The sequence below is a fragment of the Mannheimia granulomatis genome (genome assembly GCF_011455695.1).
Classification (GTDB): domain Bacteria; phylum Pseudomonadota; class Gammaproteobacteria; order Enterobacterales; family Pasteurellaceae; genus Mannheimia; species Mannheimia granulomatis_A.
Genome location: NZ_CP015030.1, coordinates 2,199,446 through 2,213,730, shown reverse-complemented (window position 1 = coordinate 2,213,730; position 14,285 = coordinate 2,199,446). Strand labels below are relative to the sequence as shown.

Here is a 14,285-nt window from a genome sequence, read left to right as displayed (position 1 = left end):
ATTTTTTTGCAAATTTAACCGCTTGTAAGTGCTTATTTATAAAGCGGTCCGAAGTTTGCACAAGCACGGTAATCCTGACCTTCTTTGTCTTGACCAAAACCATTCCACGCACTTGGACGGAACACATCTTTATCTTTTACGTTATGCATACACACTGGAATGCGTAACATTGAAGCGAGCGTGATTAAGTCTGCTCCAACATGCCCGTAAGTTGCCACACAGTGATTTGCACCCCAGTTCGCCATCACGCTATACACATCTGCAAATGCGCCTTTGCCTGTTAAACGAGGCACAAACCACGTGGTTGGCCAAGTTTCATTAGTGCGTTTATTTAAGATATCGTGTACATTTTCCGGTAAGTCAATTGACCAACCTTCGGCAATTTGTAGTACAGGGCCGATGCCTTTAATCAAGTTGATGCGGTGCATCGTAAACGGCATTCCACCTTTAGTTAAGAATTGAGAAGATAAACCGCCACCACGGAAGTATTCGTGCACTGCCGGACACCAACGGGTATTCTCTAAGCAACGTTTTCCATCTTCTTCTGTCACTTCCCAAGCCGGTTTGATAGTTGGCTCACCATCTTTATCGGTATGCTGACCAGTACCATCTAATGCCGCAGAACCGGAGTTGATTAAGTGAATAAAGCCGGTTTCAGGACGCCAGCCGGTAACACGCTCAACAGAATCCTCACTCCAATAAGTACGCACATCGGCAAAAATTTGTGCTTGGCCGGTGAGTAAGTTACCGAATAACATATTCACACCGTTTAACGAGTCATTTTCGGTTGCCAGAATGTATGGAGCACGCACACCGTTCCAGTCATAGGTTGAATTCAGCATGGCTTCCATAAAGTCACCATTTGGTAGGTGATCGGTCCATTGGCGTTGACCTTGGAAACCGGCAGCAATCGCGTTATGGCCTAAAGCCTCTTCTCCGTAACCTAACTCAGCCAAGCGAGGGTTGCCTACCATCAAATCACGAGAAATAATGGTCATTTTCACCACATCTTCCCAAAGTTTTTCCCGCTCTTGTGGGCTGCGTTGATTTTCCGGTGCATTTACATCAATCCCTTCTTTGCAGTACTGTTTTACCCAGCTCATCGCTAATTTAAATTCTTCTTCATCGTAAATATTGCGATCTAAGCGGCGTTTAATTTCAGTCATATCCACATATTCATTACGCATGCCTAAATATTCTTGGAAGAATTGTTGATTGACGATTGAACCTGCAATCCCCATTGAAACCGAACCGATAGATAAATACGATTTACCACGAAGTGTTGCAACGGCAAGACCTGCACGAGCAAAGCGAAGTAATTTTTCCCGTACATCATCAGGAATAGATTGGTCATCTGCTTCTTGCACCTCTGTACCATAAATTGAGAATGCCGGTAAACCTAATTGGCTGTGGCCTGCAAGAGAGGCTGCCAAATAAACTGCCCCCGGGCGTTCTGTACCGTTAAAGCCCCAAATGGCTTTTGGCATGTGAGGGTCCATATCAATAGTTTCAGAGCCATAACACCAGCAAGGGGTTACGGTAATCACCGCACCAACATTTTCACGTTTGAATTTTTCGGCACAAGCCGCGGCTTCGGCAACACCACCGATAGTCGAATCTGCAATCACACATTCCACAAACTCACCATTAGGATGGCGAATTTCCGACTGCAATAGATTGGCTACGGCTTTCGCCATATTCATTGTTTGATCTTCAAGTGATTCACGTACTCCCATACGGCGACCGTCAATAGTTGGGCGGATACCAATTTTTACTGGAGTTGATTTCAGCATAGTCATGATTGAGTCTCCTGATTGGTTTAAAAAATTTAGCTGTTGAGTTTAATTATGCATACGCAATATGGGTTATGAAGAAAAATGCAAAATTAGTACAAAATTTGTGAGAATGATCACAAAAAGAGGAGGGTTCTACTCAAAATAGGCGGAAAAAGCATGCCCGATTTTGCGGTTACTTTCACAAAATCGGGCATTTAGAAAATATGCTTAGCTTAAATAACGATTTGAATTTGATTCTCTAAACAGTAGTTTTGAAGAGTACTAGCCGGCATTCGATTCACAAATAATTTATCAACGCAAGACAAATTTTCCATCTGAATTAAATCTTTACGCTCAAATTTACTGTGATCAACCAACAGAAAAATCTGTTTGCTGTTAGCAATAAGTTTACGTTTGAATGAAATATTAATCTCATTAGATTCCCAAATGATTCCCTCTGCAATCCCTGCACAAGAAAGAATGGCAATATCTATTTTTAACCGAGAGAAGAGCTGCTCTGAAAGGGGACCGTAAAAGGCATCATATTTTTCTAAATAAACCCCACCGGTTGCGATAGTTTTAATATGCGGTTTTTGGGAAAGGCTTCGAATAATCCGCATAGAACTACTTACTACTGTACAAGGAATATTCGGAAGGCGTTGTGCAACATTCCAAGAGGTCGAGCTTGCATCAAGGGCAATCACCGATTCCGGATACAAATGTAAGAGTACATTTTCTGCAATGTTACGTTTTGCTTCACTATTTGTTCTCAAGCGGGTGCTAAATGAACGGCCAACATCCCTTTTTTTATAACTAACCGCACCACCATGGGTACGGTGAAGAAGACCGGTTTTATCTAATTTATTTAGATCACGGCGAATGGTTTCAATTGATACAGCACAATGTTCTGCCAGCTCTTTTACACTCGCTTCATCAAATTCCGTTAAGTAAGTGATAATTTGGTTATGTCGTTGTTGCATAAACTTTCCTTAGTAAATTTTCGCCTAAATTTAACCGCTTGTATTTATTCTGTCGAGCAAACAAACTTGATTTTTAGACAGGGATCACATTTTAGGCTGTAGGCAGTAATAAAAGCATTGCTTTTTGAACGCTGGCTTTACCAATAGCAGCAAGGCGAAGAATAATCCTTGCAAGGATTATGTATATATTTTGCGAAATGTTGCAATTAAGAAAGATTCTCAAATAATTATATAAAGATAGTTGACAACTCATTTTAACTATGTAAATATTCACCCGTTCTTATTGTTGAGAATTATTTTCAACATCAAAGCCGAAATCATTGTCAAATGTCTCTTACCTAAGGAACAATATCGAATGAAAACCTTTAAATTACTTCCTCTCTCAGCTGCAGTGCTCGGTGCGTTAGCAGCCAATGCTGCTCTTGCAGAAAAAAATGATACTGCCACTCTTGATACTATCACAGTTACCGATAACCAAGGTCTGAAAGTACAAAGTAACGTTGTTACTACACAGAAAAAAGATGAAAGCACGCAAACAGACTTACGTGGTTTGTTGAAAGATGAGCCTGCAATCAGCTTAGGCGGAGGTAATGGTACATCTCAATATCTATACATTCGTGGTATGGGTCAAAACTCGATTGATGTAAAAGTAGATAATACCTATTCAGACAGTCAAATTTTATACCATCAAGGTCGTCACATGTTAGACCCTGCATTAGTAAAAATTGTTTCTGTTCAAAAAGGTGCAGGTAGTGCATCAGCAGGTATCGGTCAAACTAACGGTGCGGTGATTGCTAAAACTGTAGATGCATTAGATTTATTAAAAAACAGCGATAAAAACTTCGGTGCGAAATTGGGTACAGGTTTTAGCACTAACCACGCTCATAATTTTAATGCGACCGTATATGGCAAAGGTGAGATTTTTGATGCTTTAGTGTCAGGAAATCTGATTAGGGATAGAGAATACAAGGGTGGTAAAGGCTATGTGAGCCAATTTGGTACAAACCGTGTGCCATATAGTGCATTAGATAAAACCAGTTTCTTAGCGAAATTAGGTGCAACATTGGGAGATCACCGCTTTGTATTAAGTCACTCTAATGAGAGAAATGAAGGTCAGCGTTTAGTGCGTGAAGAGTTTGATGCCGCACCAAATGGTACAGTTAAACCTCCTTACAATCGATTAACACTAGAACGCCAAGCTCCAGCAAACCGCAGAATGACAGTACAGAGAACCAACTTAGAATGGACAGGTAAAAACTTAGGCTTTGCTCAAGAAGCCACAGCTAACGTATATCGCTTAGTTCAAGGTCGTTGGTCTGAAACCGAGAAAGGTAATGGTTATGCAGGCGATGTAGATTATGCAACCAAAACCAAACTGATTACCACTGGTGCGAATGTAAACTTTGATTCAGCAGTTCACGAAAACGTATTATTAAAATACGGTGTGAACTATCGTCACCAAGAGGCTAAGCCGCATACTAAATTTAACTCTCTAGTGAAAAACCAAGAGAAAACAGATACCGGTTTATATATCGAAGCCATTACTGCTCCTATGGATAAAGTAACATTAACTACTGGTGTACGTTATGATCACTTTAACTTTAAAGCAATGGACGGCAAAAAACGCAGTGACGGCTCATTCAGCCCAAGCGTAGGGATTATTTATGAGCCAATTCAACACTTAAGCCTCAGTGCAAGCCATAACTATGCAACCCGCAGCCCACGTCTGCACGATGCATTAATGGCACATGGTAAACGCGGTATGGTAACAATTGGTGATAATACCAAAGCAGAACAAGCTCGTAATACTGAAATCGGCTTCAACTATAATGATGGTACATTCAGCTTTGATGGTAGCTACTTCTGGCAAAATATTAAAGATGCTTTAGGTACAACGAACGGACGCGATAACCATGGTAATGCAGCACAAGCAATTGTGAATGGCGGTAAAATCAAAAACCGTGGTTATGAGTTAAATGCAGGTTACCACCAAAACGGATGGACTGCACGTGTAGGTGTTGCACATAGCAAACCTCGTTTCTATACACAAACTGTGATGCAACGTAACCGTCAAGGTCAGCTACAAGAAACAGCATTGTTAAGTAGCAACCCGGAATACGCATCAGCAATCGGACGTACTTGGACAGCTTCTTTAAGCTATCGCTTCGAGCAACCAAATGTAGAGGTTGGCGTACACCACCGTATTGTTGAGAAAGTAAAACCTGAAGATAACTACTTTGTTACAGGCGGCACATTACAGACTAACACAGGAACTGGCAAAAAAGGTTATAATGTAACCGATATTACAGTTAATTGGAAACCGTTTAACAACGATAAAATGAATGTCAACTTCGCTATTGATAATGTCGCAAACAAAAAATACAACGCACACGGTCAACGTGGTCAATTATCAGCTCGTGGACGTGAATTCCGTACTAGCGTAAACTACACATTCTAATTCGTCTCATTCGAGAAACTCTCTACAAGCGGTCAAATTTGGCCGCTTTTTTACTATTTTGACAAGCCCTATTTGATTAAACAGAAATAGCAAACGTTTGCTATTTTGTGGCAATCGTTTGCTTAATGATTTATAATCAGTATAGTTTTTCATTTTAAACAGGAAAATCTTAAGAATGACTATGCAAACCTTCCGTGGCTCGCCTGCCCTTTCCAACTTTCGTATTCAGCAACTCCTGCAAAAATTTCAACAACATCAACTTCCTGTGCATTCGGTGTATGCAGAGTTTTTGCATTTTATTGCCCTAAATCGACCGCTTGCAGAGAGCGAGACGGCGAAAATTCAGGAGCTGTTGCACTACGGCCCGACGTTGGAAGAGCATGAGCCGAACGGTTTTTGCTTAATCGTCAGCCCTCGCATTGGCACGATCTCTTCGTGGTCGTCCAAAGCCACCGACATCGCTCATAACTGCGGTTTAGAGGCGGTGGAGCGTATTGAGCGTGGCTTGGCGTATTACTTTGAATTTACCCAACAGCCAAGCGAAGCCCAGCTTGAAACGCTAAAAGGCTTACTGCACGACCGTATGATGGAAACCGTGCTGACTGACGCCAGCCAAGCGGCACAACTGTTTGCTCAACAAGAACCAAAACCGTTTACCAGCGTGGATATTTTGGGCGGTGGTCGTGAGGCTCTCGAAGAAGCAAATGTGAATTTAGGCTTGGCGTTGGCGGAAGATGAAATTGATTATTTGGTGGAAAATTTCACCGCACTTGGTCGCAACCCGAACGACATTGAGCTATATATGTTTGCTCAGGCGAACTCGGAACACTGCCGCCATAAAATTTTCAATGCCGACTGGACAATTGACGGCGTGAAACAGGAAAAATCCCTGTTCAAGATGATTAAAAATACCTTCGAGAAAACCCCAGACTATGTGCTTTCTGCCTATAAAGACAATGCGGCGGTAATGGAAGGTTCAACTGTTGGCAGATGGTTCCCTGATCAAGATGGTCAATATCGTGCCCACATCGAGCCAGCCCACATTTTAATGAAAGTGGAAACCCACAACCACCCGACCGCCATTTCACCATTCCCGGGAGCGGCGACGGGTTCGGGTGGTGAAATCCGTGACGAAGGAGCAACAGGCCGTGGGGCAAAACCGAAAGCCGGTTTAACGGGCTTCTCCGTGTCTAACCTTGTGATTCCAAACTTTGAACAGCTTTGGGAAAATCCGCTTTCTAAGCCGAGCCGTATTGCCTCTGCACTCGATATTATGATCGAAGGCCCGCTTGGTGGAGCGGCGTTCAATAACGAATTTGGTCGCCCTGCATTATTAGGTTACTTCCGTACTTATGAAGAAAAAGTAAACAGCTTTGCCGGCGAAGAGGTGCGTGGTTACCACAAGCCAATTATGCTCGCAGGCGGTATCGGTAACATTCGTGCGGAACACGTTCAGAAAGGCGAAATCCCTGTCGGGGCGAAACTGATCGTGCTTGGCGGCCCTGCGATGAATATCGGTTTAGGTGGCGGTGCAGCATCCTCTATGGCATCGGGTAAATCGAAAGAAGATTTAGACTTCGCTTCCGTTCAGCGTGAAAACCCGGAAATAGAACGCCGTTGCCAAGAGGTGATCGACCGCTGCTGGCAGATGGGCGATGATAACCCGATTTTATTTATTCACGACGTGGGCGCAGGCGGTTTATCCAACGCAATGCCGGAGCTGGTACACGACGGCGAGCGTGGCGGTAAATTTGAGTTACGCAACATTCTGTGTGATGAAAAAGGGATGTCGCCACTCGAAATTTGGTGTAATGAATCGCAAGAGCGTTATGTGTTAGCGGTTGCCCCTGAAAAACTTGAATTATTCACCGCACTTTGTGAGCGTGAGCGTGCACCGTTTGCGGTAATTGGCGAAGCGACCGAAGAGAAACACTTAACCCTTTCGGACTCCCATTTCGGCAACGATCCGATTGATTTGCCGATGAACGTGTTGCTCGGAAAAACCCCGAAAATGCAGCGTGAGGCTTCGCAAAAAACTGTGAAAAATCCACCGCTTGCAACCGCTGAAATCGACTTAAAAGAGGCGTTCCACCGTGTGTTACGCTTGCCGGTGGTTGCCGAAAAAACCTTCTTAATCACCATTGGCGACCGCTCGGTAACGGGGATGGTGGCTCGTGATCAAATGGTCGGCCCGTGGCAAATTCCAGTGGCGGACTGTGCCGTTACCACCGCTTCTCTTGATAGCTATCACGGCGAAGCGATGTCAATGGGCGAACGAGCGCCTGTTGCCTTGTTAGATTTCGGGGCATCGGCTCGCTTAGCGGTGGCAGAAAGCATTACCAACATTGCGGCGACCAATATCGGCGACATCAAACGCATTAAACTCTCGGCAAACTGGATGTCGGCGGCAGGCCACGAAGGCGAAGATGCCGGCTTGTATGAAGCGGTGAAAGCGGTCGGCGAAGAGCTTTGCCCGGCACTTGGCATTACTATTCTGGTGGGTAAGGACTCAATGTCAATGCGTACCACTTGGGAGGAAAACGGCGAGCAGAAATCGGTTACCGCTCCGCTTTCACTCGTGATTTCCGCTTTCGCCCGTGTGGAAGATGTGCGTAAAACTGTTACCCCACAACTTCGTACCGACAAAGGGGCTTCACGCCTGCTGTTAATCGACTTAGGCGAAGGCAACAACCGCTTGGGTGCAACAGCGTTGGCACAGGTTTACAAACAGCTCGGTGACAAACCTGCGGATGTAGTAAATGTTCAAACCTTAAAAGACTTCTTCAACGCAATGCAGGTCTTGGTGGCAGAAGATAAATTACTAGCCTACCACGACCGTTCGGACGGTGGTTTAATCACCACCCTTGCAGAAATGGCATTTGCCGGCAACTGCGGTGTAGATGTGGATATTTCTGCCCTTGGCGACAACGATTTAGCGGTACTATTCAATGAAGAATTAGGTGCGGTAATCCAAGTTGCCGACAGCGAACTCAATGCGGTGCGTGAGGTGTTAAAAGCTTACAACCTGATTCACTTAACCAAAGAATTAGGGGCTGTGAATGCCGACAACCGTTTTGAAATTAGCCGAGGCTCTCGCAAATTGTTAAGTGAAAAACGATCTGAACTGCGTGGAGTCTGGGCAGAATTGACTCACCAAATGCAACGCTTGCGTGACAACCCAGAGTGTGCAGACCAAGAATTCGCCGCGAAAAAAGATGTGGAAAACAAAGGCTTATCCGCATTCTTAACTTTTGACGTGAACGAAGACATCGCCGCACCGTTTATCAACAAAGGGGTAAAACCAAGCATTGCGATCTTACGTGAGCAAGGCGTAAACAGCCACTACGAAATGGCAGCAGCCTTCGACCGTGCAGGCTTCAAGGCGATTGACGTACATATGTCCGACTTAATCGCAGGCAGACGTAATCTGAACGACTTCAACGCAATGGTAGCGTGCGGTGGTTTCTCTTATGGCGACGTACTCGGTGCAGGTGGTGGCTGGGCGAAATCAATCCTGTTCAACCCAATACTGCGAGATCAATTCAACCAATTCTTCGATAACTCGAACACACTCGCCCTTGGTGTGTGCAACGGCTGCCAAATGGTATCGAACTTGGCAGAAATCATTCCAGGCACAGAAAACTGGCCTCGCTTCGTTCGCAACAAATCCGAACGCTTTGAAGCTCGGGTTGCGATGGTGAAAATTAACGAGACTAACTCACACTGGTTCGATGGAATGGCAGGCAGCCATATGCCAATCGCAGTTTCACACGGTGAAGGGCGAGTAGAATTTAAAAATAGTGATCAGCTTCACAAATTGCAAAATCAGAATTTGATCATCGCACAATATGTGGACTACAATCTTAATCCAACCGAACAATACCCAGCCAACCCGAACGGCTCGGCATTTGGTATCACGGCCATCGGCAACACTGACGGCAGAGTAGCAATTATGATGCCACACCCTGAACGTGTGTTCCGTGCAGTAAGCAATTCTTGGTGTCCGGAAGATTGGACGGAAGATGGGGCTTGGATGAGGTTGTTTAGGAATGCACGTGTAGCATTAAAATAATCAATGAAATCACCCGCCCTTGACGGGTGATTTTTTTATGGCCTTTCAAATATAAGTTTTATATCGGAGAATTTATGAGTTTAAATTTTAATATTATAGATGTATTAGAGAAACAAATTGTAAATATGCAACCAATGATTCAGAGTCAGGATAATAAAATCAGCTTTTTTTTGGTATTTTGTTGCTTACCAGTAAGCCAATTAGAGCATTTTGAGAAAATGTTCTCATACTTAACCTTAGCATGCCTAGGGAAAATTGTCTCAATCTTATTAGTAATTTCATGGATTTTCTCTATCTTTGTTTTACTCTATGGTTTATACCCTAAAAATAAATTTGAATTTATTAATTTAGAAACTAATGAAGAAAATTATAGAAAATTCCTAGAGAGAGATTATAAAAAAGTAAGAGACATCCTGTCTAATAAAATTAAGTATGTAAAAATAGCAAGCGGATTAATTTTATTATGGTGTGCTATTCTAGTTATATCAGAAATGATTTACTGGGGGGTATTGAATGCCTAAGCTAACGGAAAATCAAAAAATTGATATAGAAAACATTATTAAAGAAGCTTTAGATATAGCTGAAAAATTTTGGAATGAAAGCGGTCGAAAATTAGAAAAAGAAATAGCATTGTCTGCTAATGTGATGGATGGTATCAATGAATCAATATATTCTGAAGAAAGCGTAGCATCTCAAATACCAAACCATGGATTTGTCAGCTCTATTAAAAGTGAGAATGATGAGTTCCTAGCAATTGTTGCAGATATGAGAAATTCAACACAACACGCTAAAACTCAAATAGGAGACATAAACCCTCTAAAGAGAATTTTTTTGGAAACATCTGCACTCCTACCAGCAATTGAAAAAATAATTAATATAAAAGGTGGCTCGGTAACAGAGTATTTAGGTGACGGAGTTTTAGGCTTTTTTAAGTTTAGTAATGAAAATATATATAACTCTTATAATGCAGCCAAAATCATTATTAATGAAGTAAGGGTTATTTTGAATGAAATTTTACATACACGATATAATTTGCCTATTGATGGTATAAATATAGGTGTTGGATTAGCTAAAAGCCAAGTCATTATTTATGCTGCTGGTGTAGAAAGAAAATACCCAAAAGCGTTTGGAGCATGTGTCTATGATGCAACCAAGCTATCTTCGGGAACTAACATTATTGGTGTATCAAATGAATTAAAAGCTCTTTGGCCTAAATCTCCAGGAGGTATATTAAGATTTGAAAAACATGACTTTAGAAATATTAAAGGATATAAAATTAATCCTAAAAATACAAAATAATAAATAGCGATATAACCTATTTCTACCCTGCAATTACTTTTCACTTTTATGTACCAGATCAAATTATTTACACTGATTTATCGGTATGATCTCTTTAGTTTTTTTAAATTAAGGAGCCTTATATGAAATTCAAAAAATTAGCGTTAGCAGCAATGTTAGGTGGCTTATTTGTAACAGCTAATGCGGCAGAATTACCAAATATCACTATTTTAGCGACAGGCGGAACTATTGCCGGTAGTCAGCAGAATGCAAATAGTAGTGCTTATCAAGCGGGGCAATTGAATATTGAAACTTTAATTGAAGCTGTGCCGGAGATGAAAGCATTAGCGAATATTAAAGGTGAGCAAATTGTGAAAATTGGTTCACAGGATATGTCGGATAACGTATGGTTAAAACTGGTTAAAGCGATTAATCAACAATGTGCAACAACAGATGGCTTTGTCATTACCCACGGTACAGACACAATGGAAGAAACCGCTTATTTTCTTGATATGACGGTGAAATGTGAGAAGCCTGTGGTATTGGTGGGAGCAATGCGTCCGGCAACAGAAAAGAGTGCCGATGGTCCATTGAATTTATATAACTCAGTTGTAGTGGCAAAAGATCCCAAATCTGTCGGGCGTGGTGTGTTAGTGGCAATGAACGATGTGGTATTGGGAGCGAGAGATGTGACTAAAACCAGCACGACTGCGGTGCAAACATTTAGTTCGCCAAATTTTGGTTCTTTAGGTTACGTCCACAATAGTAAAGTGGACTATGAACGCTCTCCAGAAAGCAAACATACCGTTAATACCCCATTTAATGCGAATGAATTAAGTGAATTACCAAAAGTCGGCATTATTTATGCTTATGCCAATATGCCGACCGAGCCACTTAAAGCCTTGTTAGATGCAGGCTATCAAGGCATTGTGGTGGCAGGTGTTGGTAATGGCAATATGAATGCGGCAAACCTTGCATTATTAGAGGAAGCGGCGAAAAAAGGCGTTGCGGTGGTACGTTCTTCTCGTGTGCCAACAGGCTATACCACTCGTGATGCGGAGGTTGATGACAGTAAATATGGCTTTGCTGCTTCCGGCACGTTAAATCCGCAAAAAGCCCGTGTGTTATTGCAACTGGCTTTAACTCAAACGAAAGATATCAAAACGATTCAGCAATATTTTGAGGATTTTTAATAAACCTTAAAGCATATAAAAAATAGCATAAGTGAGTAAACTTATGCCATTATTTTTTGTAGCTTGCCTACTGCAAGCGGTGTAATTTCGCTATTTTTTTGCAAATTTAGCCTGTATTTTATGAGCAACGATAAACAACACTAAAATTCCAATGATAATTGGATCGAATGTTACGCTTTTTACCGACCAATAATAATGTACCATCGCCAATACTAATGCAGGATAAGCCCACTGGTGAATCGTCCCCCAGCGTTTTCCTAATTTTCGCTTTAACATCGGCAACGAAGTCACTGCCATTATGCTTAGAATGAAAAAAGCAGCAGCCCCTAAAATTAAATATGGGCGACTGGCCAGCTCGCTAAAAAATAACGTGACATCAAGGCTTAATTCTAGCAATAGATAGCTTGAGATGTGTAGCGCTGCCCACACAAACGCCCATAATCCCAATGGGCGGCGTAAAATTTGATACTGATTTTTCTTTAAGTATTGCAGGACAATACCAAGTAAAAACATGACACAAAAAATGACGATCGCACCATAACCGAGAAAATGCTCCAGTTCTTTAATCGGATCGGCACCCAATACGGTTTCATTACCCGTATATAATAGCTGCGCTACCCAAATAAGCGGCAATAAGCAGCTAAGATGAATAAGTATGCGTAATCCTGTTAGCATTAGTAGTTCACCTTTAAATCTAAGCCACGGTATAAATTTGCCACTTCATTTTCGTAGCCATTGAACATTAATGTTGGTTGACGTTTGACTGATAATAAACCACCTGCACCAATCACTCGTTCAGATGCTTGCGACCAGCGTGGATGATCAACATTCGGGTTTACGTTAGCATAAAAACCGTATTCGTTTGGAGCAAGACTTTCCCAAGTAGTAAGTGGGCGTTTTTCGGCAAAGGTGATTTTGACAATCGACTTAATACTTTTAAAGCCGTATTTCCAAGGCACGACCAAGCGAATCGGTGCACCGTTTTGCGGTGGTAAGGTTTTACCGTATAAACCGACGGAAAGCAGTGTCAGTGAATTTAATGCTTCATCTAAACGTAAAGCTTCTACGTAAGGATAGTTAATTCCTCCGCCTAGCAAACGATTTTTTTGCCCCGGCATTTGTGCAGGATCATATAAAGTGTGAAAGACCACATATTTGGCTTTACTGGTAGGTTTTGCCATCTCAATTAAGCGTGCCAACTCAAAGCCGATCCACGGCACAACCATCGACCACGCTTCAACACAACGGAAGCGATAAATGCGTTCTTCCAGTGGAAACGTATTAAGCAATTGTTGATGATTTAAACTAAACGGATTTTCAACTTCACCGCCAATTTCTAATGTCCAAGGATCGGTTTTAAAGTTTGCCGCATTTTTTGCCGGTGCACTTTTATCAACACCAAATTCATAGAAATTGTTATAGCCTATTACTTTGTTTTCCGGTGTGAGCTCAAGACCTTTATTTGGATCTGGCTTAAACTGTAGTGATTGCAAATGGCTTTGTGTTTCTGCCATACCCACTTTAGGCAATGCCGAAGCTGCAATACCTAAACCTAACGCAGTAATAATTTTACGGCGTTGGTAGAAAATAGTTTCAGGTGTCACATCTTGAATTGTTAATTTTTTCATCGAACTATCCCTTTTTTATGAATTGCTGTTATTATTTTGGACTCAACTGATCTAGAATTCTTACAAATGAGTGTAATTTTTCATTGGGAAAGTTATCTTAATTCCCTAAAGGAGATATATGAAGAGCCTATCTTCTACACAGATAGAAGAGATTAGAAAGCAAATGATTAAATTTGCCACCCTACAACTAGCCGATAAAGATTTAGCCGAGGATGCTGTACAGGATGCCTTAACCAATGCCTATAAACATTCAGCCTCTTTTCGGCGAGAAGCTGCACTTAAAACTTGGATTTTTGCCATTTTAAAAAACAAAATTTTGGATTTACTCAAAACACGAAAACGGCATATTCCAGTCAGCTCTCTATGTGAGGAAGAAGAATCACCAAATGCCTTTTTCGATCAGCACGATCATTGGTTGGAACATCAAGAAGTGACTGAATGGAGTGGGATAGCTCAATCGACTTACCAAAAAGAATTTTGGGCAATTTTTGATATTTGTTTAAATAAATTACCCGCTCAGCAAGCACGAGTATTTATGATGCGTGAACATTTGGAGATGAGTAGTGCGGAAATTTGCCATGAATGCGAAATTTCTCTCTCTAACTTAAATGTATTACTTTATCGTGCCCGTTTACGTTTACAAGAGTGTTTATCTCGCAATTGGTTTAGAGAGGAATCAAAATGAAATGCAGGCAAGCAACAGAACTTATTTCACAGTCATGTGATGAGAAACTTCGTTTGCAACAACACATGCGTTTGCAGTTACATCTTTTGGTATGCCCTAAATGTCGCAATTTTAATAAAAATACCAAGAAATTAGGCAAGATATTAAGAGCATACTGTGACGATAGAGATGTTCCGTTCTGATTTATTGTTGGTTAAATAACTTTCAGAATCCTAA

General features: G+C 41.7%; 11 protein-coding genes. 7 read left to right on the top strand and 4 right to left on the bottom strand.

Annotated features, from left to right (window positions below; genetic code table 11):
* Positions 1 to 32: 32 nt before the first annotated feature.
* Positions 33 to 1,799 (bottom strand): L-fucose isomerase, encoded by a 1,767-nt coding sequence (gene fucI, locus A4G16_RS10620; RefSeq protein ID WP_165889824.1) that lies wholly within the window; start codon positions 1,797 to 1,799, stop codon positions 33 to 35.
* 209 nt (positions 1,800 to 2,008) lie between these two features.
* The gene (locus A4G16_RS10615; protein ID WP_165889823.1) at positions 2,009 to 2,755 is read right to left on the bottom strand and encodes a DeoR/GlpR family DNA-binding transcription regulator; all 747 of its coding nucleotides are present in this window, start codon (positions 2,753 to 2,755) and stop codon (positions 2,009 to 2,011) included.
* Between the two features lie 355 nt (positions 2,756 to 3,110).
* On the opposite strand from A4G16_RS10615, the gene A4G16_RS10610 reads away from it, so the two are divergent.
* The 5 genes from A4G16_RS10610 (at position 3,111) to ansB (ending at position 11,756) form a co-directional block, all read left to right on the top strand.
* Positions 3,111 to 5,213, top strand: a complete 2,103-nt coding sequence (locus A4G16_RS10610) for a TonB-dependent receptor domain-containing protein (protein ID WP_165889822.1) — start codon at positions 3,111 to 3,113, stop codon at positions 5,211 to 5,213.
* A gap of 175 nt (positions 5,214 to 5,388) precedes the next feature.
* Positions 5,389 to 9,285, top strand: coding sequence for a phosphoribosylformylglycinamidine synthase (gene purL / locus A4G16_RS10605; protein WP_165889821.1), 3,897 nt, complete (start codon positions 5,389 to 5,391; stop codon positions 9,283 to 9,285).
* Positions 9,286 to 9,359: 74 nt separating this feature from the next.
* Positions 9,360 to 9,806, top strand: coding sequence for a hypothetical protein (locus A4G16_RS10600; RefSeq protein ID WP_165889820.1), 447 nt, complete (start codon positions 9,360 to 9,362; stop codon positions 9,804 to 9,806).
* Positions 9,799 to 10,584 (top strand): adenylate/guanylate cyclase domain-containing protein, encoded by a 786-nt coding sequence (locus tag A4G16_RS10595; protein WP_165889819.1) that lies wholly within the window; start codon positions 9,799 to 9,801, stop codon positions 10,582 to 10,584. Before A4G16_RS10600 ends, A4G16_RS10595 begins: the two co-directional genes overlap by 8 nt.
* A gap of 122 nt (positions 10,585 to 10,706) precedes the next feature.
* On the top strand, positions 10,707 to 11,756 hold the full coding sequence (gene ansB / locus A4G16_RS10590; RefSeq protein ID WP_165889818.1) for an L-asparaginase 2: 1,050 nt from the start codon (positions 10,707 to 10,709) through the stop codon (positions 11,754 to 11,756).
* Between the two features lie 90 nt (positions 11,757 to 11,846).
* On the opposite strand, the gene A4G16_RS10585 is transcribed toward ansB, so the two are convergent.
* Entirely contained in the window at positions 11,847 to 12,431 is a 585-nt protein-coding gene (locus A4G16_RS10585; RefSeq protein WP_165889817.1) for a protein-methionine-sulfoxide reductase heme-binding subunit MsrQ, read from the bottom strand.
* On the bottom strand, positions 12,431 to 13,384 hold the full coding sequence (msrP, locus tag A4G16_RS10580) for a protein-methionine-sulfoxide reductase catalytic subunit MsrP (protein WP_165889816.1): 954 nt from the start codon (positions 13,382 to 13,384) through the stop codon (positions 12,431 to 12,433). Before msrP ends, A4G16_RS10585 begins: the two co-directional genes overlap by 1 nt.
* 118 nt (positions 13,385 to 13,502) lie before the next feature.
* Between msrP and A4G16_RS10575 the strand changes: the two genes are divergently transcribed.
* A complete protein-coding gene (locus A4G16_RS10575; RefSeq protein WP_165889815.1) occupies positions 13,503 to 14,069 on the top strand; it encodes a sigma-70 family RNA polymerase sigma factor in 567 nt (188 codons plus the stop codon).
* Complete coding sequence (locus A4G16_RS11020; protein WP_027073364.1) at positions 14,066 to 14,251, top strand: zf-HC2 domain-containing protein; 186 nt, start codon at positions 14,066 to 14,068, stop codon at positions 14,249 to 14,251. The genes A4G16_RS10575 and A4G16_RS11020 overlap by 4 nt, the downstream gene beginning before the upstream one ends.
* Positions 14,252 to 14,285: the final 34 nt, after the last annotated feature.